The sequence below is a fragment of the Rhizobium sp. P28RR-XV genome, from assembly GCF_012641385.1.
GTDB lineage: Bacteria > Pseudomonadota > Alphaproteobacteria > Rhizobiales > Rhizobiaceae > Rhizobium.
In genome coordinates, this window is record NZ_JABAIG010000018.1 from 51240 (window position 1) to 74154 (window position 22915).

The following is a 22915-nucleotide window of genomic DNA, read 5'->3' on the forward strand; positions in this document are numbered from 1 at the left end:
CGCCAGGATGGCGTCTGGCAATACCTTTGAAGGGACACCGATGCACACAGCACGCAGCATCTTTATATGGGCCGTGATAGCGCTATGCGGCATCGTGCTGATCACATTGCCGGTCAACCTTCAAACCCAGCTGATTGCCGGCACGGTTGTCGTTACCATCATGGCGGTCATCAAGGTCCTCAAGCGCCAGGGTACCTGGCGGCTGATCGCCCTGGCCTTCGGCACCGCCATCGTGCTGCGCTATGTCTATTGGCGCACCTCCTACACGCTGCCGCCGATCAACCAGCCGGAAAACTTCATCCCGGGCCTGCTGCTCTATCTCGCCGAAATGTACAATGTCGCGATGCTGATGCTCAGCCTGTTCATCGTCGCAACACCCCTGCCTCCACGCACCGCACGCGCGACAAAGACACAGAATTTCCCGACGGTGGACGTATTCGTACCATCCTATAATGAAGATACCAATCTGCTTGCCAATACGCTCGCCTCGGCCAAGGCGATGGACTATCCGGCCGATAAGCTCAGGGTTTGGCTGTTGGACGACGGTGGCACCGCGCAAAAGCGCAACTCGACGAAGGTTCTGGAATCACAGGCTGCGATCGCACGCCACAATGAACTCAAGCAGCTTTGCGCCGATCTGGACGTCGAATATCTGACGCGCGAGCGCAACGAACATGCAAAGGCCGGCAACCTCAACAACGGGCTGGAGCATTCGAGCGGCGAGTTGATTGCCGTCTTCGACGCCGACCATGCGCCTGCGCGCGATTTTCTACTCGAAACGGTCGGATATTTCGAGGACGATCCAAAGCTCTTCCTCGTGCAGACGCCGCATTTCTTCATCAATCCTGATCCGCTGGAGCGCAACCTGCGCACCTTCGACAGCATGCCGAGCGAGAACGAGATGTTCTACGGCATCATTCAGCGCGGCCTGGACAAATGGAACGCGGCCTTTTTCTGCGGGTCTGCCGCGGTACTCAGCCGTCGGGCATTGGAATCGCAAAACGGCTTCAGCGGCATCAGCATCACTGAGGATTGCGAAACCGCGCTTGCGCTGCACGGAGCCGGCTGGAACAGCATCTATGTCGACAAGCCGCTGATTGCCGGCCTGCAGCCGGCGACCTTTGCCAGCTTCATCGGCCAGCGCAGCCGCTGGGCGCAGGGCATGATGCAGATCCTGCGCTTCCGCTTTCCTCTCCTGAAGCGCGGCCTGACGCTGCCGCAGCGCCTCTGCTACATGTCTTCGACGCTCTTTTGGCTCTTTCCATTCCCGCGCGTCATTTTCCTGTTCGCGCCGCTTTTCTATCTGTTCTTCGACCTCGAGATCTTTACGGCGTCGGGCAGCGAATTCCTCGCCTACACGCTTGCCTACATGCTCGTGAACCTGATGATGCAGAATTACCTCTATGGCTCGTTCCGCTGGCCGTGGATTTCCGAGCTCTATGAATATGTCCAGACGGTGCATCTATTGCCCGCCGTCGTTTCGGTCATGCTCAATCCGCGTAAGCCGACCTTCAAGGTCACCGCCAAGGACGAATCGATCGCCGTCAGCCGGCTCTCGGAGATCAGCCGTCCGTTCTTCGTCATCTTCGCCGTTCAGGTCATTGCGCTGGCGGTCACCATATACCGCGTCTATGCGGAACCCTATAAGGCGGATGTGACGCTCGTCGTCGGGGGCTGGAACCTCATCAATCTCATCCTATCCGGCTGCGCACTTGGCGTCGTCTCGGAACGCGGGGAGCGGGCATCCTCTCGGCGCGTCAGGGTGGATCGGCGCAGCGAATTCGGGACCGACGGCAACTGGAACTCCGCATCCATCGAGGATGTTTCCGTCCATGGCGCCAGGCTGAACGTCTTCAACAGGGGGATGGCATCGATCAAGGTCGGTTCGGAAGCCACCATTCGCTTCCAGCCCTATAGTGGTGCCGACATGGTGACCTTGTCGGTCGCGATCCGCAATATCGAGCATATGGGCGACATCACAGCCATTGGGTGCCAGTATATCCCGAAGGGCGCTGCCGACCATCGCCTGATTGCCGATCTCGTCTTCGCCAATTCCGATCAATGGACGAAGTTCCAGCAAGCGCGACGGCGCAACCCAGGCATCATCCGGGGAACGATCTGGTTCCTGAGCCTGTCGTTCTATCAGACCAGCCGCGGTTTGATCTATCTCTTCAGGGGCGTGGGCTCGGATCGCCCCCAGCAGCGGCGGGAGGCGAAGGCGAGAAGCTGATGAACCGTATCCTGCCTACCCATATTCTTCTTACTCTTATTATTCTTCTTGGCGCTGCGGCCGCGCAGGCGCAGACAGCACCTTTCGACATGTCGGGCGAGCGGCCGAAGGGCGCATCGCCGACAGTACCGCAGACCATCATACCGCAGACGACGACACCACAGGTCGAACCACCCAAGACGACGGCGCCTTCAGCCGCAATTCCCCAGGCCATTGCACCTAAGACCATTACTCCACAGGTTACCCCGCCTCTGGTCACAACGCCGCCAGCCGGCACGCCGCAAACCGCTGCCCCGCAGGCCACAACACCCGTCGCCCCAGCTCAGGCAAGTCCGCAGGCAACGCCGAAGGCAAAACCGGCGACCGCCATTGCATCCACTCCCGCGTTTCGGCGTTATGTCGTTCCTTTCGCCAAATTGCGATTGGAGGGTGAGGCCGATCGCAGGTCCTGGTCGATCTATCTGACGCCCGAACAGGCAGCGGCACCGGCGAAATTGAGCTTTGCCTATCAGAACGCTGTCGTCGTTGCTCCGGAAACATCGCAGCTTACCGTCCTATTGAACGACCGCGTCGTGCACCAGCAGCAGATCGGCTCCTCCGATAACGAATCGGATGTCACTTTCGACGTGCCGCGCGGGCTTCTGCAACCCGGCGCCAATCTGCTGACCTTCGAGGTAGCGCAACGCCACCGCGTCGATTGCGATATCCCCTCGACCTACGAGCTCTGGTCGGACATCGATCCCGCGAAAACCTATCTGAGCTTCGCCAGCAGTGAGGCGGAAAGACTATCGACCACCGATGCAATCCGCGCGATCGGTGTCGACGGAGCCGGAAAGACACAGTTCAATCTTGTGGTGCCGGCGCTTGCCCAACCCGGGACGACCAAGCCGATCCTGCGCCTCGCGCAGGGCCTTGCCCTGCTCAGCGGAATGCCCAACGAAACCTTCTCGTTCGACACGGACGCGCTGCCCTTGCCAGGTCCTGGCAAAATGGCCGTTATCGTCGGCACGCCGGCGGAATTGCAACCCGTCTTTGCCGTTCCGGCCGCGGCGCAAAATGGAGCTCTGGCAACGTTTGCGACCGATCCGCGTAGCGGTCAGCAGCTCTTGCTTATCAGCGGTCCATCCTGGCAGGCGATTTCCTCTGCAATCGATATGGTGGTTTCTCCGACCGACCGCGACCCTAATACCCGCCGCGATCTGCTGGTGACACAGCGCTGGACGGCCCCGGATGCGCCGCTGATCTACTCCGATACCAGCCTCTCCTTCGATCAGCTGGGGGTCAAAACCACCGAATTCTCCGGGCGGCGCTTCCACACCAGCTTCAATGTGGCAATTCCATCCGATTTCTACGCGAACGCCTATGGGGAAGCCACCATCCTGCTTGATGCAGCCTATGCCAAGGATGTGCGGCCGGGCAGCCATATCGACGTCTACGTCAACGGCAGCATCGCCACGACGAAGCCGATCACCGCGACCGGGGGCGGCATCTTCCGGCAGCTGCCCATCCGCATCACCATGCGCCATTTCAAGCCAGGCCTGAACACGATCACGCTGGAAGCCATATTGCTGGCCGACGAGGATTCCGTGTGCGCGCCGGCCGCAACGTCGAGCACGACACCCCGTTTTGCTTTGTTCGATACCAGCCAGTTCCGCATCCCGGATTTTGCGAGGGTTGCGCAGCGGCCCAACCTTGCCGCATTCGCCGGTACCGGCTACCCCTACAATCGTGGCAGCGAGCCGACCGCGCTTTTCATCGACCGGGCGGATGCCGACACGCTATCTGCGGCCGCGACACTCCTGGGTCGAATGGCGCTCATTGCCGGACATCCCATCGCCGTCGACCCGACGGCCTCCTCAAACACAGTCGGGACCCGCAACGCGCTGTTCATCGGCTCCGTCTCACAACTGCCGTCGACGGTCCTCACGCAAATGAACATCTCCTCGTCGAGCCAGGTAGCCTGGCGTCCGCCCGCCCCGGGTCAGCCCGGCACGCCGGAAGCCTCCGTGACGATCGCCGATTGGCGCTCCCGCATCAGCGGCGGATTGCTGCAAGGGCAGATGGAACACTTCCAGCAATGGCTGCATCGCAATTTCGATATCACGCTGAGCTCGCTGCGCTTCATGCCCAGCTCGGAGCAGGTGTTCACGCCGTCGAACGCCAACAGCCTTCTGATCGCCCAGGAGGCAAATCCGACCAATGATGCAGGCTGGACCGTTGTGACCGCACCGAGCGCCCAGGATCTGCGCTCAGGCGTGGAGGCAATGACCGCGCAGAGCACATGGTCTGAGATCGGCGGACGCATCACCGTCTATTCTGGCAAGACCGGAAAGATCGATACAACTCCCGTCAGCCGCTTCACCTTCATCACCTCCCAGCCCTGGTCGCTGACAAACTATCGGTTGATCGCCGCAAACTGGCTTTCCAGCAACATACTGTCCTACGCACTCCTGTTCGTAGCCGCCGCCTTCCTGCTCGGCATCAGCACGGCGAGCGTGCTTTCGAAGATCGGCAGGCGCGAATGAGAGGCTGGCGCTCCCTTCTTGCGATCTGCACCGCAACCGCCCTGATGGCGGTCCAGCCACTCGCAGCTCAGCGTGCCGCGATCGATCCGCAAGCCTGGGCGGCCTATAAAGCGAGGTTCCTCGATCAGAACGGCCGTATCATTGACAACGGCAATAATGGTATCAGCCACAGCGAAGGGCAAGGCTACGGTCTGCTGCTTGCCTATCTCGCCAACAATCCGGCCGATTTCGAGCAGATTTGGTATTTTACCCGCACAGAACTCCTGCTCCGCGACGATGGTCTCGCCGTCTGGAAATGGGATCCTGCCGTCACGCCTCACGTCACGGACACGAACGACGCTTCCGACGGCGACATGTTGATCGCCTATGCCCTGGCGCTTGCAGGATCGGCCTGGCACAGGAAGGACTATCTGCAGGCCGCTGCGAATATGGCCAAGGCAATCCTCTCGCATGTGGTCGTCAATTCCGAAGGGCGGACGCTGCTTATCCCGGGTGTGGATGGATATCTGCCGCCGGGTCGCAAGGACGGCCCTGTCATCAATCCATCCTATTGGATCTTCGAGGCGTTTCCGGTCATGGCGCTCTTGGCGCCTTCCGACCGCTGGCAGAAGCTGAAAGACGATGGCCTAGCCTTGCTGCGCACGATGCAGTTCGGCCCACGCAAGCTTCCGGCCGATTGGGTCAGCCTGAAGGCCAAGCCGGAGCCCGCCGCCGGCTTCGAGGCGGAATTCGGCTATAATGCCGTCAGGATCCCGCTTTACCTGGCGCGGGCCGGCATAGACGACAAAGCCCTGCTCACGCATCTGCGGCAAGGCATGACTGTCGAGGGAGATGTGCCGGCGACAATCGACCTTACAACCGGCAGGCCGAAGGACCAGCTTTCCGATCCCGGTTACGAAATTGTTAACCATGTTGTGGCGTGTGTGGTGAATGGAACGAAACTGCCGGCCTCGGTCAGGCAGTTCGCACCATCCTTTTATTACCCGGCTACCTTGCAACTATTGAGCCTGGCTTTCATCGCGGAGAAACACCCGGAGTGTTTATAAAGTCCACCTTGATTATGGCTTTCACGGCCGTCGCTGTGGCGGGGTTTACGCTCGCAACGAAGGATCACGACTCGCCTGAGGACAAGATCAAGCTGGCAAAATCCAGTCGCCTGGAACCGCAGATCACGCTCGCCGGCGACATGACGCAGGGCGGCAACTCCGGACAACCCGTCGATCTGCGGGCACTTGCCGATCATATACAGGCAAACGCACCATCCCCGGTACTTGCCGAGCCTTCGAGCACGCAGCAGACAAGCCCCGTCACATCGGATTCGGTCGCACAGACCACGCCGCCACCGCAATCGACACAACAGCCGTCATCGCAGCAACAGGGGCAGGCTCAACCCGGCAATAACCCGCCTAAGGTGGATGAAAGCGCACTGCGCTATTTTGCCAGCCGTGGCGACAAGGCAAGACTGCAGGCCGAGATCTCGCGCCTGCAGGCGCTCTATCCCAATTGGACGCCGCCCGCCGATCCGCTGGCTGTCCCGCAAAATGGCGACAAGCAGCTTGAGGCCATGTGGCAGCTCTATTCGGAGGGCCGCTATGCAGAGGTGCGCAAGGCCATTTCCGATCGCCAGACGGCCGAAACTGGCTGGCAGCCGCCCGCCGATCTCCTTGAGCGCCTTAACATAGCAGAAGCCCGCACACGGCTTGTCAACGCCTCCGACCTCAAACAATACGCGACCGTGATCGATGTCGGCGCCAACACGCCGAGCCTGCTGACCTGCAGCGACATAGACGTCCTCTGGCGTGTTGCCGAGGCCTTCATCCGCACGGATCGCGCGGCGCGCGGCGAGGACGCCTACAAATATGTTCTGAAAGCCTGCACCAATCCGCAGGAAAGGCTCGCCACCATCCAGAAGGCTGCGGGCCTGCTACCGTACCGGGCGATGCAGGACTTGCTGGCGCTCGAGAGACCCGACGGCAATGGCGGACGGGAGTTTGACAGTATCAGGACCGATCTTGCCCGCCGTTTCGTAGCCCAGGGCAATGAAGATCCCAAGCTGACGGTCGCGCAGGATTATCTGTCTCAAGTCGAACGTATCGCCCGCAGCCAGGGCCTGGCATCGGATGATACGCTCCTTGGCTGGTACTATCTGCGCCGCGGCAACTACAGCGATGCTGGACAATGGTTCAAAGCCGCGCATGAGAAAGACGATTCCGCAACGATCTCCCAGGGACTGGCCCTGGTTCTGATTGCCGACCACAAGCCTCAGGAAGCCGAAGACGCCATGTACAAATGGCGCAACGAATCCAAGGATGCGATGGCGACCTATCTTGCTGCGACCGCCAATCTGATGGCCCTGCAGCCGCCCGCCAATCTCGGTGAGGACGTGTTGCAGCGCGTTGCCGCCGAGATCGTGAAAGAGAAATATGTGCCGACGGCACAGCAATTCGGCTGGTACGCCCGCACGCTGAACCAACCGCAGGCGGCCGCCCGCTGGTTCGAGACGGCCCTGCGCTGGAAGCCGGATGACGAACCTTCCGCCTATGGTCTTGCAATCACGCGCAATCAGTTGAACGACCGGCAGGGTGTCGCCGAGGTCCAACGGCTTTGGGCCGGCCGCTCGCAACGCATCGCCGTCCTCGGCGAGCCGGCGCAGCGCTCACCCACCTCCGCGCCATTGCCCTCCCCCAACCAGACAGCGCAGCCGACAGAGCAAGCCTCGTCGCAAACACCACCACAGACAACGCCACAGGGCAGCGCGCAATATGCATTGCCTGCTACTCCTCAGGTCGCAGCTCAAGTTCCTGCAGCGCAGCCCAGTGCCAACGCGCCAATCGCGGCGCAGCCAGTCGTGCCTGGGCGGCGTATCCCGCCAGTCGAATATGCCGAACCGGAAACCCGCACCAGAGCGCCTGCGCGCGCAGCGCGGCAGCCATCCGGATGCACGACCACCGTCAATGCGGAGCTGCTCACGCCCGCCAATGCCTTGTCGCGCGGCTGGTGCCTGATGAACCTCAATCGGCCGATGGAGGCCGTGGAAGCCTTTGGCGTTGCATTGAACAACACCGATCCCAAGTCGCGGGAAGAGGCTGCCTATGGCCAAAGCCTTGCCTATCTTCGTGCAGGCCTCGCCAACAACGCAGCGGCGGCCGCAACCAAGGCTCCAATGAACCATCAACGCGCTGCAGAACTGCAGGTGGCCATACTCTCCGATCGCGCATTATCAGCCTTTTCGAGCAAGCGCTACCACGAGACGCTGCTCTATCTCGACCAGCGCGCGCAATTGCAGCAGGAGCGCGTCGATCTCATGGTGCTGCGCGGATACTGCTATCTCAATCTCAAGATGTACGACGATGCCGAACTCATCTTCACCGCAGTCGCCGCTACCGGCAACCGTGACGGCAGCCGCGGGCTACGGGACCTCATGCTTGCCAAGCACCCACAGCCGGGCGGGTATTGATGCCGCTCGGATTCACAACATATCGAAAACCGATAAAGTTCAGCAGAGTTCGACTTAAGAAGATCTACATCCGAGCCTGAAGTCCCACTTATGCGAGCAGGCATGACGGCCTGTGTCGCTATATCTCCTGTCGCTGCCGGCTTCTACCCGCGAAATAGTGCTTCGATCACGCCGCGTCCCCGCCGCCCGCGATGATGAGGCGGATGCTCCACGCACCGCGAAGCACCCGGCCCGCGTTCGCGACGAATTAGAATGTCCTGAAACGCTTCAGCGGGAGGTGAAGTGCCGTACCTCGTGGGTTGCAGAAAACTTCACAAGAAATACATTCAATGCTAGCATTTGGCCGCGAGCTAGCCCTATCCCGGTTAACTCCACTCGCGCACATGAGTGTTTTCCCTGTGCTTGGTCCTGCTCGGCCCCACCGGCAGGGCCAGTTTTTCAGCTACAGTTAAGCGACAGACTTTATTGCGTCACTGTGCGAAGACTTCTGCCCACAACCGGTATTCGCATCGGAGGTCGGTTGCCTAGCCTCCGAGCCCTGCCTCGCCCCCAACGAAGTTGAGACAGGGCTATTCCGGCCGCACCAGCGGAAACTGCGTTTCCAGCCCGGTCATGAACTCGGCAATGGTCGGCTGCGCGTAAGCGGTGCATTGTCCCGTCTGGCGGTGACGGGGCATCGGGCTTCTTCTTGTGAACAAGTGAGCTTGGTGGGAATTGCTATGTCTGAAGCTGTAGCCGGTCGCTTAGAGGGCGATCCGCGGCAGTTTTGCCGTTGGTCCGATGAATGCGGTGGCCGAAGCGATGGAGCCTGGAGCCAGCGTCTGGGCAATAGCGCGGCGTATCGGCATCGATCCGTCGAATTGTTTACGTGGCGGCGCAAGGCTAGGCAAAAGGCGGCAGCTCTGCCCACGGTGGCCGATGTCGATCCGGTGTCTATGGCGACAACCGCTGATTGCTCCACAGTGGACGTTATCATCGATAACACAGTGATCAGCGTGAATGCTGCCATCGACGAACCGCATTTATTTAAGCTGATCCGAGCGGTGCGCTGCATGATTCCGGCTGGTCGAAAATCTTTTTGGCCAGCCTCCCCGATCGACTTCCGAAAAGGACCAGATAGCCTTCTGGCATTGGTGCGCGACAGCGACTGGCCTGGCTGACGCAAACCCTTGAACGCATCGCCGCAGGTTGGTCATCGACCGATCTCGACGCCCTCATGCTATTGGAACTTCCAAAAGTAATGGCCTCACGTCATCGCTTACAGTTAATGGACAGCTTTCTTAGCGCGGGTTGGGAATCGGAGATGGAAGAACCGCAATTGTCCGGGTTCGCCACAGCGGGCCGGAGCTGTCCGTCGATAGCGTGCAGGGTTGGTGAAACCCGCGCCTGTAAGGCTCAGCGCGCTCGAGGACATGCAGGTCAAGCCTGACAAGAACATTTTTGAGATGCCCATCGTCAGGCTGTGATATTTGCAACGCAAAAGGTTGGGCGCCTCGATGTCACGCAACCTGAAGCGTGGGGATGGTCGATAAATCCTGGTCTCGTTCTGCATGCCAAGCGTCATAGGCAGCTTGCATGCGAAGCCAAACTCCAGTCCCGTCCCCAAACAACTTGCCGAGGCGCGCCGCGATGATCGGAGAAACACCCTTTTTCCCGCGGAGAATGTCGTGAAGATGCTGCCGCGAAATGTCGAGCATCTTGGCGATCTCGGACTTGCTCCTACCAGTATCAGCGATGACATCCTCAAGGAGCGCGCCCGGATGAGTAGGGCACCTGTCGGGCGAACGGCGAGCTACATATTCGGTCATTTTGTTACTCCTAGTGATATTGTTCATAGTCGACACGAGTTGCGTCTTTGCCGTCAAATTCGAAAGTGATGCACCATGGTCCGTTCACATGAACTGCGTAGCGTGTAGGATTAAAGCCATTCAGTGAATGAAAATCGAAGCCAGGGAGATTCAACTCTTCCGGTTTTTCGGCCACGTCTAAGCGGTCAAGGCGTTTCAAAATCCGGGAATGCATTTTTTGATCTATTTTCCCGGTCTTGCCGGTCTCAAACAAATCCGCTAGGCCCTTGTGTCGAAACGTCTTGATCATGCTCAGGACTGTGTAAGCAAAAAGACGACAGTGTCAACTGTTTGTTGACATCTTTTTAGGCCAAGATCCATCCGAGATATCGCAGAAGCGCCGGCGCGCCAATGATGATCGGCGCCAACAGGATCATGATCGCGAATATCAAACTGCCGACATCGCGCGCATCATTCGTGATCTCTCTGCGAATTTCTGTCTCCTCCGGCTTCATCTTCCGGTTGTTTCCAATCGGCTATCCACATATCGTTCTTCAACGATGCCATAATGATTCCGAGCACGCCCACGAGACGCGCCAATACCGACGGGGTGCCGATGCTGGTCGCAGCAATTGCAGGCCACCATGTCGAATTCATCTATACCGTGGCGAAAGCGGACGGCCACGGGGGGCGAGGATGCTATTCGCCGATTGAACTTCACGATTTGCCATGGTTCTTCGACAGTCTCTGTTCCGTGCAGGATGACTTGAGGCAGCCGCTGAAGCCAGGTATGCAAATTGTGGTGGAGGGCCGGGGTACAAGCTTGGGCGCCTACGCGACATCGATTCATCGCCTAGGTCTCTAATGCAGGGATCTACGTGCTTGAGGTTGTCACGATCCTTGTTGTTCTACTGGTAATCGCCTCAAACGCCCTTGCAGGACAGCCGGTCGAGGCGAACGTTTCCGTCTGCTTTACGCCGGGCGAACGGTGTGAGGGCAGGATCGTTGACGCCATCGACCATGCTCGATCCTCCATCCGAGTCCAGGCTTATGGCTTCACCTCGCTGTCGATCATTCATGCTCTACAGCGGGCGTCGGCCAGAGGTGTCGAGGTGTTGGCCATCCTCGACAAGACGAATGAACGGAAATATTCGGGCGCCACATTGCTCGAGGCTGCCACCACCCCGGTCTGGATCGATTTCGAGCCGGCCATCGCTCATGGCTGCGCCGCGTTCGGAGGTCTGCGCTTTCTCAAGCTGGGCCTAGCAACAGGCCCAGATCTGATCGCGCCGGGTGATGAAGGCCCGCGCCGGCGCTGCCCATGTCGATGTACGGTGCGACATAGGAGGCAAGTGTCGCGCCATCACGAAACCGCATCGATCGCGTAGCGTCATCCACCATGCCCTGAATTTCCGCCTCAAGATTTCGAGCGTCGATAAAGGCAGCACCGTTGATCGGCATCGGCTACCGCGATTGTCTTGAGCGGCGGTTTAAGCCCCAACGCAGCCTAAAGACGCGAAAACCCTTCTTGTCAGTCTCGCGAAGTCTATAACCTGTCCAGTTTTCGCCATAAGCCGCTTCCTTTTGGCATTCAGGGAAATCGCCCGTCGCTGTCGCTGTTTGGATCAAGTTCCGATCTCCGATGTGGCGGAGGTCGGCTAGCATCAATCAACATTATCTACGACACACCGGCTCGTTCACGGCATCTGCGCACCCGTTGCGGTCGTGAAGACGCGATAAAGCGATTGCGTTGCCGTGATAAATAGCTGGTTACGTCGCGGGCCGCCGAAGGTGAGGTTGGCGACTGTCTGGGGTATTTTGATCTTGCCGATCAAGGTGCCGTCAGCTGCGAAGCAATGGACGCCGTCGCCGGCACTTGTCCAGATATTGCCTTCGATATCGGCCCGGAAGCCGTCCGGTATGCCGGTGTCGATGTTGCAGAAGACCCGGCCATCCGTCGCCTTCTTTCCATTGACGACGTCAAAGACGCGAATGTGCCGCGGGGCGCTGATGTCGTGGCTGGCGGCAGAGTCGGCAACATAGAGCTTCGTCTCATCGGGAGAAAATGCCAGGCCGTTCGGCTGGCGGAAATCGTCGACGACGATCTCCAATTCGCCCGTTGACGGAGCGAGCCTGTAGACATTGCGCCTCGCCTGTTCAGGCTCCGCCTTGTAACCCTCGTAGTTCGAGAGGATACCGTAGGTCGGATCGGTGAACCAGATGGACCCATCGGAGCGAACGATCACGTCGTTCGGAGAGTTCAGGCGCTTGCCCTTGTAACTGTCGGCAAGCACCGTGATCGAGCCGTTAATTTCCGTGCGCGTGACCCGGCGACCGCCATGTTCGCAGGAGATCAACCGCCCCTGCCGGTCGCGCGTGTTGCCATTGGCAAAATTCGACGGCGCGCGGAAGATCGAGACGCCGCCGCCCGGCACCCATCGCAGCATGCGCTCATTGGGAATGTCGCTCCATATCAGGCATCCGCTATCGGCGAACCAGACAGGTCCCTCCGCCCAGCGGCAGTCTGAATAAAGCTCCTCCAGCCCGGCACTTGGAACGACGAGGTTCCGGAAGCGGGTATCGTAGATTTCATAAAGGGAGGAGGAGTCGTTTGACATTTCGATTGTCCTAAAAACTGCTGGGGAAACAGTGTCAGCGTCCGCCGATGGGGCGTCCGCCTGCAACAAGAATGACGGCAATGATGGTCAGGCCGGTCAGAATGAGCCTCGGCCCGGCGCCGAACCCATAGGTGTTCAGCATGGAGACGACCAGAAACATGAAAAGGGACGCGCCCCATATGCCCGGCACGTTCGAATCGCCGCCGGCAACCGCGGTTCCGCCGATAATGACCACGGCAATCGACATCAGCAGATATTCGGAGCCCATATTGAGGGCCGCGCCACCGGAAAAGCTCGCAAGCAGATAGCCGCAGATTGAGGCGAGCACAGCGCAAAGCACATAGGTAGCAAGCCGCGTTCCGTCGACGGGAATGCCTGCCATCCGCGCCGCGAACATGCTTTGGCCGATTGCCGATATCCAGCGACCGTAGATCGTTCGCTCCAAAAGCACCCAGGCAAAGACCGAGAGCAGAAGAGCAACAATTGCCACATTCGGGATGCCGAAGAAGCCGGACGTGGTGAAATCGGCCAGTTGATCCGGCGGCTTGATGCGCAGGCCACGATTGCTCCAGATTGCCGTCGACTGGATGATGAAGCTCATCGACAATGTCGCAATGATGGGCGGGATGCGCAAAAGCTTGATTAGGGCATAATTGCCGATACCGATGCCAAGGCCGATGAGGATTGACACCAGCAGGCCGGGCACGATCATGCCGTCCTCGACATTCATGAGTTTGAGCGCGACCGTGCCGGCAAGCGTCATCGTGGCGGGCACTGAAAGATCAATATTGCCCGGACCGAGCGTGATGACGAACATCTGCCCGATGCCGACGATCACGGAAAAGGCGGCGAAGGTCAGCGCTGCCTGCGAGAGGCCGATGGAACTCGCGCCACCGGTGAAGAGCACGGTGATGAGCCAGACAATGATGGTGGCGAAGAAGGACCAGATCCAGGGCTTCCGACCAAGCGCCCGAAAAGCAATCATGATTGTTTCTCCCGCTTTTCGACACGGTTGAGCAAGAGCCGCAGCGCGAGCACGATGATCAGGATGGCGCCCTGGGCACCGATTTGCCAATCTGGCGAGATCCGCAGAAATGACAGGAAAGAGCCCGCCAAGGTCAGTGTCAGCGCACCGATTACGGCTCCTACCGGGGAAACGCGGCCGCCGATGAATTCCCCGCCTCCGAGAATGACGCCGGCAATCGACAGAAGCGTGTAGCGCAGCGCGATATTTGCATCCGCCGAGGTGGTAAGCCCGACCAGCGCGACGCCTGATAGCACGGCGAAGAGGCCGGCCAGCCCATAGGCAGCCGCGCGCAAGGTGACGACAGACCAGCCGGCGCGCTCAAGCGAACGTTGATTGCCGCCGACGCCACGGATCAGCACGCCGAACGAGGAGCGCATGACGATTAGATGCGAAATCAGCGCGATCACGACACTCGCGACGATCGCCATGGGGACGAGCGGCGGCTTCGAGGTCATCAGCCAGCGCGCCCAATCGGGCGCCGTGCCACCCGGCGCGGGAAGCAGCAGCACCGCAAAGCCGCCCCAGACGAAGCTCATGCCGAGGGTGACGACGATCGACGGCAAGTCCCTGATGTAGATGATCACGCCTATGACGGCATATACGGTGATCGCGGCAACGAGAATGAGGATGCCCAGGAGCGGTGACGACTGCAGATAGGTCGCGGCCACGCAAGCCGTGAAGCTGACGAATGTCCCCATCGATAGATCGAGATCGTTGACCGACATGATCATCATCTGCGCGATCGTTGCGAGCGCGATCGGCACGGCGAGATTGAAAAGGAGATTGAGCCCGATATAGCTCATGGCCCGCGGCTGGAGATAGAAGACCGCAATGAGCAGAACGGCGAGCGACAGCGCCGGGATGAGCAGACGCAAACTAGCGGACGACGGACGGATCATGCGCCCTCCCCGGCAAAGGAAGCTGCCAGCACGTTTTCCTCCGTGATTTCCTCTCCCACCAGCTCCGCGACGATAGCGCCGTCTCGAAAGACATAGGCGCGGTCGCAAAGGCGGATTTCGTCCATTTCGGTGGAGTACCAGATGAAGGTTCGGCCTGCGGCAGCTTCATCGTTCAGAATGCGATAAACTTCCTGCTTGGTGCCGATATCTACGCCGCGCATGGGATCATCCATCAGCACGATCGGCGAAGTGGTCGCAAGCGCGCGGGCAAACAGGACCTTTTGCTGATTGCCGCCGGACAATGACAGGATGCCATTCTCCATGGCAGGTGTGCGGATTTCGATGCGCCCTTTCCACTCGGCTCCGAGGCTTCCCTCTCGTTCCTTGTTGACGAGCGACATCTTCGAGAGATCGCCGAGCGATGCGATGCTCAGGTTCTTCAAGATGCTCCACAGAGGAAAGGTCCCGTTCAGACTGCGGTCGCCAGCGACGAAGGTAATATTCTCCCGCCTGCCCGGCAGCCAATTGCTTGACAGGGATCGATGGAGATCGAGCAACATGTCGGTCTGCCCATGACCCGCAAGTCCGGCAAGGCCCACCACTTCGCCCTTGCGGACCTCGAAGGTCAGGCCCTTGCCCCGGCGCGATGGCAAAGCGAGGATAGGCGGCGTGACGGCACGCTCCCCATTCCCGTGCTTGCGGTCCTGTTCCTTGACGACGCTGCCCATGGCCTGAACGAGGCTTCGGACATTAAAATCCTGCGCGGCGCGATCGGCGACGACCCGACCGTCCTTCATGACGAGAATCCGGCTTGCCGTCGAAAGAATCTCGCCAAGGATATGCGAGATCAGCATCACCGCGCCGCCTGCTTGCACGAACGTGCGCACATAGGTCATCAATTGCGCCGCCAATCCGGCATCGAGCGATGAGGTCGGTTCGTCCAGAATGACCAACTTCGGCCTCTCGCCGACGGTGCAGAAGGTGATCGCAATCTCCACCATTTGCCGTTCGGCGATGGAAAGCTCACCGACGCTGCGCATGACGTCGATCTTGTGGCCGGCAAAAATCTCATCGAGCTTCGCGCGCGCGATCGTTGCTGCCTGGCGACGCCAGTTCCAACCGGAGAGACCGTGATGAACGACCCGCATGTTCTCGACGACGGTCAGATTGGGGGCGAGCGAGAGCTCCTGAAAAACACAGCGAATGCCGTGCGCACGCGCGGCATTGATGCCGTGCGCTTTATCGTTGCCGTCGTATACAACCGTTCCTTCATGCGGGTTCAGACCGCCATTGATGACGTTGACGATCGTCGATTTGCCGGCGCCGTTGTGCCCGACAAGGCCGATGCACTCGCCGGCATGGACGGTCAGGTCGGCACCATCGAGCGCCCTGACCGCACCGAAATGCACCTTTATGCCGCGCGCCGAGACGACGGCTTGCCGCTCGGTGTCTTCCTTCATCGAACTATTGTCTTTGACTGCAATCATGGATCGTCCGGCCGGCCGTTGCATCTAACCGGCGCCGCCCTTGTCGGCGGCACCGGCCTTCATTTGCTTGTCGATATCGATTATTTCGCCGCAGCGATGACCTTCTTGGCGTCATCGAGCGTGTATTCGACATTGGCGACACCGCCCGCCTGCGTCGTGGCCAGGCTGGCTTCGAGATTGTCCTGATCGATGCGCAGGAATGGCACGACCAGATCCTTCTTCACCTGCTGACCGTCGAGGATCTGCTGAGCCACCCAGAAGGCCAGCGTGGAAACGCCGGGGGCGATGGAGACGGACATGGTCTCATAGTGATTGGCGTCCTTCTCCTTCTTCCACCAGGCAAGCTCGTCCTGACGGTTGCCCATGACGATCGTCGGCATGGGGCGTTTGGCGGCTGCAAATGCCTGTGCGGCACCATAGCCGTCGCCGCCCTGCGTCACGACCGCGGCGATGTCGGGAAGGCTCGGCAGGATGCCGGCGACGGCGCGCTGTGCGACATCCTGCGCCCAGTCGCCATGCACCGAACCGACGATCTTGAACTGCGGATATTTTGCGGCAGCCGCGTGAATACCGGCCGAAATCTCGTCATCGACGGAAACGCCGGCAAGCCCGCGGATTTCGAGCACATTGCCACCCTTCGGCATCTTCTTGGCGAGATACTCGACCTGGCTGGCACCCATGCCCTTGAAGTCGACGGCAATACGCCAGGCGCAGGGTTCGGTGACGATGCCATCGAAGGAAACGACGACGATCTTGGCATCGCAGGCTTCCTTGATGGCACCGTTCAGCGCGGTCGGCGATGCGGCGTCGATGACGATCGCATCATAGCCCTGCAGGATCATATTCTGGATCTGCGCGGCCTGTTCGGTTGCCTGATTTTCCGCCGTTGTAAACGGATCGGCGGCAGCAACGACGCCAGCTTTCACGGCTTCGCCCGTGACTTTCTGCCAGCTGGTCAGCATGGCCTGGCGCCAGGAGTTGCCGGCATAATTGTTCGACAACGCAATCTTTTTGGATGACGTTTCAGCAAAAGCGGAACCCGGCGCGGCAACGCAGGCGATGACGGCGGATGCCAGAAGCATCTTGGTAATATTCATATTTTCCTCCCAATGAGCCCGTACTTCATCTTCCGGGCCAAGATTTTCGAACGCGCTCCTCAACGAACGATCGAAAATATTATTTGCACTGAAGGTTCCCCTGTCAGTACAAGCAGGATGTCCGAGATTGTTTCGATTGTACAGGCGCTTAAGCTACGGGACCTTGCGGGATCCCGCAGAAAAAATGCGCAAGCCCGCAGGACGAACGGCTCGGATCGGCGCTTAATGGTGTCGGAAATCCGTATGCTGCGATCGGCCGGAGGAGAAGTGGTCGACGCATTGCCTGGGAGGGTGTGCCTTGCGCAATCTGGCGCCGCAATCGGTCTTCGACCACTATCTCAACATATCGAGGCTCCTTGCTGGCCAGCTCGACTTTCACTCCGTCATCCAGGCAGTCGCTGCCGAAATCAGTCATGTGATCCCGCACGATCATCTCGACGTCTGTATCATGCTGGTGGACGAACAATTTCACACCGCCTATGAGAGCGGGCTTGAGACCGATTGGGGACGTCGTTTTCCGGCTCCGGTGAGCAACAGCCCCATCCGCACGCTTCTGTGGGGCGAGAGCGATTATCTGCTAACCCACGATGCCTGGAGCGATCCGCAGTTCCATTTCCAGGGCGCCTTTTCGCACCCGATCTTCCACCAATCGCTGCATAGCCGTCTGCATGTTCCCCTGAAAGTGCAGGGTCATGTCATCGGCGCGCTTTCCTGCTCAAGTCACCAGACCGGTTTCTACACCATGCAGCATGTCGAAAGCGCCCAGGTCATTGCCGATCTATTGGCGCCTCATTTCTTCGCAATCCGCGCCGCTGACCAGGCTAAACGATCTGCAATCGTGGAAGCCGAGGCACGCGCCCGCGAGGAGGGTCTTCGCCTTGGTGCGCTGAAATTGACTGAGGCATTGGAGGCCGAACGTCAACGTATCGGCATGGATCTGCACGACCAGATCCTGGCCGATCTGACCCGCCTCGCGCGGCGGCTGGAGCGGCTTGCCCGCCAGCCCGATGTCACCGGTGACGCCCTTGAACCGCTGTTTCGCGGTTTGCAGCACAGCATGCACGATCTTCGCCAGATCATCGAGGAAGCGAAACCCTCGGTCCTTCAGCTCTTCGGCTTTGCCCAGGCGGTGGAAAACCATCTCGAACGATCGATCCAGGAGAGCGCAGCCACCATGACCTGGACCCTGAAAGACGAGACCGGCGGGGCGATCGATTGTCTTGAACAGTCGGTTTCCATTGCCCTTTTTCGTATCGCTCAGGAGGCCATCAACAACGCCATCCGTCACGCGCAGGCAGGCAATATTCAGGTTCATCTGAAAGCAGCCGACAGCACGGTGACCATTGACGTGATGGATGATGGCCTTGGGCTTGGAAACGCCCGCAGGCCATCGGGTGGCGGCATCGAAAACATGCGAACCCGAGCGCGTCTGATCTCCGCACGTTTCGCGATAAAACCGGCCGGCCCATCCGGAGGGACACTGGTCAGCGTCACCTTGCCCGCCAAGGCGCAGCCGGTGGGAGGAGCCGCCGCATGAAAGTTCTGATCATAGAGGACGATCCGCTTCATCGCTCCTATCTCAACGAAGCAATCCGCGCCGCCCTCCCCGAATGCGATGGCGTGCTGGAAGCCGAAAACGGCAATACCGGCGAACGACTGGCGCGAGATTGCAAATCCGCCCATATCGTCATGGATCTGCAGATGAGCCAGCGCAATGGCATCGAGGCGGCGCGCACCATATGGAAGGAACGGCCTGAGACGCGTATTCTCTTCTGGTCGAACTATTCGGACGAAGCCTACGTTCGCGGCGTCTCGCGCATCGTTCCGGTCGGTGCCGTCTATGGCTATGTTTTGAAATCTGCTTCCGACGACCGGCTGAAGCTGGCGCTGCGCAGCATCTTCATTGAAAGCCAGTGCGTGATCGACCGCGAAGTGCGCGGGATGCAGCAAAGAAGCCTTGGCAACGTCAACGGCTTCACCGAAGCTGAATATGAGATCCTGATCGATATCGCGCTGGGATTGACTGATCGCGCCATCGCCCAAAGACGCAATCTCTCCGTTCGCAGCGTTCAAAACCGATTACAGCAGCTCTACATCAAGCTTGGAGTCCATCAGCCGCTTGGCAATCAGGACGATGATGGCCGTTTCAACCTCAGGGCTCGTGCGGTGGCTGTGGCGTTTCTCAGAAAGCTGCTCAATCACAGCGCTCTGGAACGGGCGGAAACCGATCTTACCGCCTGGCTTGCCCGCCAGCCTCACGGTTGACAGAATTTGCCACCGACGTCGATCGCGCTTGACGTCTTCCACCGAATAATTGTCTATTGCTAGCAATAGACATTAATCCAACCATACGGAATTTCTCATGTCCGCCGTTGCGCCTGTCATCCTGCTCAATCCCATCGACGATGTCGCGGTTGCCCGCGTGATGATCCGCGCCGGTAGCGCGACCGGCATCGACGGCTTGATCGCTGCCGACCAGATCCCGCGCGGCCACAAGGTTGCCGTCCGCGACATCCAGCCGGGCCAGGAGATCCGCAAATTCGGCCAGCCGATCGGCGTCGCGACACAATTCATTCCGGCTGGCTGTCATGTCCATCTGCAGAACCTGGCGGTCATCGAATCCGAACATCCCTATCAGTTCAGCGTCGACATTGAAGAGACGGGCATGCTGCCGCAAGAAGACTGTCGGACCTTCATGGGCTTCGATCGCGGAGCGGGCGGCGTCGGCACGCGCAACTTCATCGGCATCATCACCACGGTGAACTGCTCTGCGACCGTGTCGAAATACATCGCCGAGCATTTCAACCGCACCGAAGGCCTGGATGGCTTCGACAATGTCGATGGGGTGGTGGCGCTTACCCATGGCGGCGGATGCGCCATCAGCACCCAGTCTGAAGGCTATCGTTATCTAGCCCGGACGCTGCAGGGCTATGCCCGCCATCCGAATTTCGGCGGCATCCTGATGATTGGCCTCGGCTGCGAAACCAATCAGATCGCGCCCATTCTGGAGCACTACAAGCTCGAGGAGGGAAACCGGCTGCGCACGATGACGATCCAGGATCTCGGCGGCACCCGCAAGACGATCGCAGCCGCGTCGGAAATGATCAAAGACATGCTACCAGAGGTTAACTCAGCCAAACGCACCGTTCAGCCCCTCTCAGGGATCAAGCTCGCCTTGGAATGCGGCGGCTCGGATGGCTATTCGGGGATTTCCGCCAACCCGGCGCTTGGCTATGCCTCCGATCTTCTCGTGCGCAATGGCGGCACGTCGGTGCTGGCGGAAACACCGGAGATCTATGGTGCGGAGCACCTGCTGACACGCAGAGCGGTCACGCCTGCGGTCGCCGAAAAGCTGCTCTCCAGGATCGACTGGTGGCGCGATTATACCCGCCGCAACGGCGCAGAACTCAATAACAATCCCTCCTACGGTAACAAGCTCGGCGGATTGACGACGATCCTTGAGAAGTCGCTCGGCGCGGTCGCCAAGGGCGGCTCCATGCCGCTGAAGGCCGTCTACGAGTATTCGGAGATCGTCGACGAACCCGGTTTCGTCTTCATGGATACCCCCGGCTACGATCCCGTTGCCGTCACCGGCCAGGTCGCTGGCGGCTGCAACGTCATCTGCTTTACCACCGGCCGGGGATCGGTTTCCGGGTTCAAGCCGGCACCCTGCGTCAAGATCGCCACGAATACTGAAATGTACAACCATATGCGCGAGGATATGGACATCAACTGCGGCGACATCGTCAGCGGGGACGACACGATCGAAGCGGCCGGCGAACGGATCTTCGAGGAAATCATCGCGGTCGCCTCCGGCAAGAAGACGCTGAGCGAGACCTTCGACTATGGCGACAATGAATTCGTTCCCTGGCAGGTCGGCGCCATTACCTGACGCCGTCTCAATTCAGGTGATGAAACTGTATTCGTCCGGCTCGTAGTGCTCGCGGATATAGGCGGCACGTGCCTGCACATTGGGCTGCGAATTGCTGATGTGGTCGCGCATGGCTTTCCGCAGCTCTTTCTCGTCCCGCTTTTTCACCATCTCGAACACGCCGATATGCTCCGCAAGAAACGGCTCATGGTCCGGCCTTTTGATGCGACTGCCGACGATGTGCTTGCTCAGCGTCAAGATGCAATGCGTCCGCTTCAGGATGCTGAGGAATTCCTTGTTCGGACAGGTTTGAAGGCTGCGCAGATGCAAATCGAGCTCAAGCTCATACATGGTAGAGGCCGAGACGTCGGGATAATCCGCAAGCGCCTGCGACAGCCGCGCAAGCATGGCGTCGACATGGTCTCTGGAGAGTCCGTCCAAGGCGCTGGCAAGCGCCACCGGCTCGATCTGCTCTCGCACCTCGTAGAGGTCGCGGATGCGCTGACTGTCGAGCGGTACGATCGACCAGCGGAAATTGTCGTCCTTCTCCGCGATGCCAAGCGTCTCCAGCCTTAAGAGCACGTCGCGCGCCACCCCACGTCCGACGCCGAAATGTCGCGCCAATTCGTTTTCATTGATACGATAGCGACCGAAGAAGGAGCGATAGACAACGATGCGTTCGACGTCTTCGTAAAGCGCCTGCCAGGCCAACGCTGGCCTGCCACTGTCTTCCTCAAACAGGTTGCGGAGATAGTTATCGAGCTTGACGCGTTTCGGCGGCATTCCCGGTGTTCCGACAATAAAGCCGCGACCATCGAACCGAGCGATTAAACCGTCCTTAAGCAGCAGCTGCAGCGCTTGGCGCACGGGCGCACGGCTACTACCGACCAGCCCGGCCAGCGCGGCCTCGGTCAGCACAAGGCCGTCCGGTACCCCTCCCGCAAGTATCTTGGCCCTCAATCGCCCGTGAAGTTCCTCATAGAGCCTGGTCTTGCGTAGACCACTGCTCTCCAAATGTAAAAGGCTCATCTCGTTCCATGTTTCACCAGAGAAGACAGCATCTTGGCTTTCGACATTGCCGCGCCGAATTCAAATCCTTCCTCGGGGCCGACCTCATCGTGCTTTTCGGTTCCCGTCCGCGTGCGTCCGAGGCCCAAGCAAGGAGCGTGCTCTGAAGTTGGACATGTCGAACGATACCACGTATTCGACCGTGAACTAAGCGAGCCTGACCATCCAATGGAGACCGATTGAGATTGGCGTTCAACGTCACAGGCCTTAGGTTATTTTCACAAACTCAACATCAAATTGTAGGCTGACAGCAAAAGATTGAGCGATCTTCCATTGGCTTTTTAGAATGGCATCGCTAAGCCGTCATGTCGTCTTACGACGTTTCTTCAAGCGTATGCCAGGACCATCGCCGTTTTCAGAAATGAATATTATACCGGCATTCTCTAAAGCGACGCGGAGATCGTCGATCGTCGACTGCTTGAGCGCTTTGCCTGTTTCAAAACGGACAATCGTATTGGTAGACATCTTTGCCAATTCCGCGAGGTCCGCAATCTTGAGGCCAAGAGCCGCACGCGCCATCCGGCATTGAACTGGTAACATATATAATCGCCTATTGCAGGCGAATTTAATTGATCCGCCGTGTTTTCGCACCTAGAATATGTCGATCTGCCTAAGCGCAGACGGCCGAACAAGTCGTCGCAACCGACCTGTTCGACCTGACCACAACCCAGCTTAGTGGAGCTCGGATCATGGCTGATTCTGAGAATAGCAGAACTTTGCCCGCATTTGCCCGCGGAAAAATCAAGCCATGCCCTCGGATGTGTGAAACCGTCCCGCGGCTGATCGACCGCCGGAACCTGCTTTCCATCGCGTCGCGCCTATTGAACTCTCGCATCGAAGATCCTGACG

At 59.2% G+C, this 22915-nt stretch carries 18 protein-coding genes; 9 read left to right on the forward strand and 9 right to left on the reverse strand.

All coding sequences use genetic code 11. The annotated features are described in order from the left end of the window. Window positions 1–40 precede the first annotated feature (40 nt). From bcsA to HGP12_RS29360, 5 genes are all read left to right on the forward strand, one after another. Entirely contained in the window at window positions 41–2230 is a 2190-nt protein-coding gene (gene bcsA / locus HGP12_RS29340) for a UDP-forming cellulose synthase catalytic subunit (RefSeq protein ID WP_168843079.1), read from the forward strand. Beyond that, window positions 2230–4755 carry a cellulose biosynthesis cyclic di-GMP-binding regulatory protein BcsB gene (locus tag HGP12_RS29345; RefSeq protein WP_168843051.1) on the forward strand — a complete coding sequence of 842 codons (2526 nt, stop codon included), beginning with the start codon at window positions 2230–2232 and terminating at the stop codon, window positions 4753–4755. The genes bcsA and HGP12_RS29345 overlap by 1 nt, the downstream gene beginning before the upstream one ends. Further along, a complete protein-coding gene (locus HGP12_RS29350; RefSeq protein ID WP_168843052.1) occupies window positions 4752–5801 on the forward strand; it encodes a glycosyl hydrolase family 8 in 1050 nt (349 codons plus the stop codon). Before HGP12_RS29345 ends, HGP12_RS29350 begins: the two co-directional genes overlap by 4 nt. After that, on the forward strand, window positions 5798–8212 hold the full coding sequence (locus HGP12_RS29355) for a cellulose synthase (RefSeq protein WP_168843080.1): 2415 nt from the start codon (window positions 5798–5800) through the stop codon (window positions 8210–8212). Before HGP12_RS29350 ends, HGP12_RS29355 begins: the two co-directional genes overlap by 4 nt. Before the next feature lie 719 nt (window positions 8213–8931). Next, the gene (locus HGP12_RS29360) at window positions 8932–9372 is read left to right on the forward strand and encodes a hypothetical protein (protein ID WP_168843053.1); all 441 of its coding nucleotides are present in this window, start codon (window positions 8932–8934) and stop codon (window positions 9370–9372) included. Between the two features lie 339 nt (window positions 9373–9711). On the opposite strand, the gene HGP12_RS29365 is transcribed toward HGP12_RS29360, so the two are convergent. Next, entirely contained in the window at window positions 9712–10020 is a 309-nt protein-coding gene (locus tag HGP12_RS29365) for a HigA family addiction module antitoxin (protein WP_168843054.1), read from the reverse strand. Between the two features lie 10 nt (window positions 10021–10030). Continuing rightward, on the reverse strand, window positions 10031–10309 hold the full coding sequence (locus HGP12_RS29370) for a type II toxin-antitoxin system RelE/ParE family toxin (protein WP_168843055.1): 279 nt from the start codon (window positions 10307–10309) through the stop codon (window positions 10031–10033). A gap of 568 nt (window positions 10310–10877) precedes the next feature. Between HGP12_RS29370 and HGP12_RS29375 the strand changes: the two genes are divergently transcribed. Further along, a complete protein-coding gene (locus HGP12_RS29375; RefSeq protein ID WP_168843056.1) occupies window positions 10878–11387 on the forward strand; it encodes a phospholipase D-like domain-containing protein in 510 nt (169 codons plus the stop codon). Between the two features lie 309 nt (window positions 11388–11696). Here HGP12_RS29375 and HGP12_RS29380 read toward each other — a convergent pair whose 3' ends face one another. The 5 genes from HGP12_RS29380 to HGP12_RS29400 form a co-directional block, all read right to left on the reverse strand. Further along, the gene (locus HGP12_RS29380) at window positions 11697–12617 is read right to left on the reverse strand and encodes an SMP-30/gluconolactonase/LRE family protein (RefSeq protein WP_168843057.1); all 921 of its coding nucleotides are present in this window, start codon (window positions 12615–12617) and stop codon (window positions 11697–11699) included. A 34-nt stretch (window positions 12618–12651) separates the two neighbouring features. Further along, complete coding sequence (locus tag HGP12_RS29385) at window positions 12652–13602, reverse strand: ABC transporter permease (RefSeq protein ID WP_168843058.1); 951 nt, start codon at window positions 13600–13602, stop codon at window positions 12652–12654. Further along, complete coding sequence (locus tag HGP12_RS29390) at window positions 13599–14543, reverse strand: ABC transporter permease (RefSeq protein ID WP_168843059.1); 945 nt, start codon at window positions 14541–14543, stop codon at window positions 13599–13601. Before HGP12_RS29390 ends, HGP12_RS29385 begins: the two co-directional genes overlap by 4 nt. Next, window positions 14540–16003 carry a sugar ABC transporter ATP-binding protein gene (locus HGP12_RS29395; protein WP_409526867.1) on the reverse strand — a complete coding sequence of 488 codons (1464 nt, stop codon included), beginning with the start codon at window positions 16001–16003 and terminating at the stop codon, window positions 14540–14542. The genes HGP12_RS29390 and HGP12_RS29395 overlap by 4 nt, the downstream gene beginning before the upstream one ends. A 107-nt stretch (window positions 16004–16110) precedes the next feature. After that, window positions 16111–17127 (reverse strand): ABC transporter substrate-binding protein, encoded by a 1017-nt coding sequence (locus HGP12_RS29400; RefSeq protein WP_168843061.1) that lies wholly within the window; start codon window positions 17125–17127, stop codon window positions 16111–16113. Window positions 17128–17425: 298 nt separating this feature from the next. Here HGP12_RS29400 and HGP12_RS29405 point away from each other — a divergent pair, with 298 nt between their 5' ends. From HGP12_RS29405 to HGP12_RS29415, 3 genes are all read left to right on the forward strand, one after another. Next, window positions 17426–18664, forward strand: coding sequence for a sensor histidine kinase (locus HGP12_RS29405; protein WP_168843062.1), 1239 nt, complete (start codon window positions 17426–17428; stop codon window positions 18662–18664). Then, entirely contained in the window at window positions 18661–19392 is a 732-nt protein-coding gene (locus HGP12_RS29410; RefSeq protein WP_168843063.1) for a response regulator transcription factor, read from the forward strand. Before HGP12_RS29405 ends, HGP12_RS29410 begins: the two co-directional genes overlap by 4 nt. A 97-nt stretch (window positions 19393–19489) precedes the next feature. Continuing rightward, window positions 19490–21019 (forward strand): UxaA family hydrolase, encoded by a 1530-nt coding sequence (locus HGP12_RS29415; protein WP_168843064.1) that lies wholly within the window; start codon window positions 19490–19492, stop codon window positions 21017–21019. A gap of 12 nt (window positions 21020–21031) precedes the next feature. Here the strand turns inward: HGP12_RS29415 and HGP12_RS29420 are convergent, their stop codons facing one another. Then, window positions 21032–22027 (reverse strand): GntR family transcriptional regulator, encoded by a 996-nt coding sequence (locus HGP12_RS29420; protein WP_168843065.1) that lies wholly within the window; start codon window positions 22025–22027, stop codon window positions 21032–21034. 342 nt (window positions 22028–22369) lie between these two features. Next, window positions 22370–22606: a helix-turn-helix domain-containing protein gene (locus HGP12_RS29425; RefSeq protein ID WP_205926701.1), complete on the reverse strand. Its 237-nt coding sequence runs from the start codon at window positions 22604–22606 to the stop codon at window positions 22370–22372. Window positions 22607–22915 lie beyond the last annotated feature (309 nt).

Coding starts and splice junctions, on each gene's coding strand:
- bcsA (WP_168843079.1), top strand. CDS start 41: ATGCACACAGCACGCAGCATCTTTATATGGGCCGTGATAGCGCTATGC.
- HGP12_RS29345 (WP_168843051.1), top strand. CDS start 2,230: ATGAACCGTATCCTGCCTACCCATATTCTTCTTACTCTTATTATTCTT.
- HGP12_RS29350 (WP_168843052.1), top strand. CDS start 4,752: ATGAGAGGCTGGCGCTCCCTTCTTGCGATCTGCACCGCAACCGCCCTG.
- HGP12_RS29360 (WP_168843053.1), top strand. CDS start 8,932: ATGTCTGAAGCTGTAGCCGGTCGCTTAGAGGGCGATCCGCGGCAGTTT.
- HGP12_RS29365 (WP_168843054.1), bottom strand. CDS start 10,020: ATGACCGAATATGTAGCTCGCCGTTCGCCCGACAGGTGCCCTACTCAT.
- HGP12_RS29370 (WP_168843055.1), bottom strand. CDS start 10,309: ATGATCAAGACGTTTCGACACAAGGGCCTAGCGGATTTGTTTGAGACC.
- HGP12_RS29380 (WP_168843057.1), bottom strand. CDS start 12,617: ATGTCAAACGACTCCTCCTCCCTTTATGAAATCTACGATACCCGCTTC.
- HGP12_RS29385 (WP_168843058.1), bottom strand. CDS start 13,602: ATGATTGCTTTTCGGGCGCTTGGTCGGAAGCCCTGGATCTGGTCCTTC.
- HGP12_RS29390 (WP_168843059.1), bottom strand. CDS start 14,543: ATGATCCGTCCGTCGTCCGCTAGTTTGCGTCTGCTCATCCCGGCGCTG.
- HGP12_RS29395 (WP_409526867.1), bottom strand. CDS start 16,003: ATGAAGGAAGACACCGAGCGGCAAGCCGTCGTCTCGGCGCGCGGCATA.
- HGP12_RS29400 (WP_168843061.1), bottom strand. CDS start 17,127: ATGAATATTACCAAGATGCTTCTGGCATCCGCCGTCATCGCCTGCGTT.
- HGP12_RS29410 (WP_168843063.1), top strand. CDS start 18,661: ATGAAAGTTCTGATCATAGAGGACGATCCGCTTCATCGCTCCTATCTC.
- HGP12_RS29415 (WP_168843064.1), top strand. CDS start 19,490: ATGTCCGCCGTTGCGCCTGTCATCCTGCTCAATCCCATCGACGATGTC.
- HGP12_RS29420 (WP_168843065.1), bottom strand. CDS start 22,027: ATGAGCCTTTTACATTTGGAGAGCAGTGGTCTACGCAAGACCAGGCTC.
- HGP12_RS29425 (WP_205926701.1), bottom strand. CDS start 22,606: ATGTTACCAGTTCAATGCCGGATGGCGCGTGCGGCTCTTGGCCTCAAG.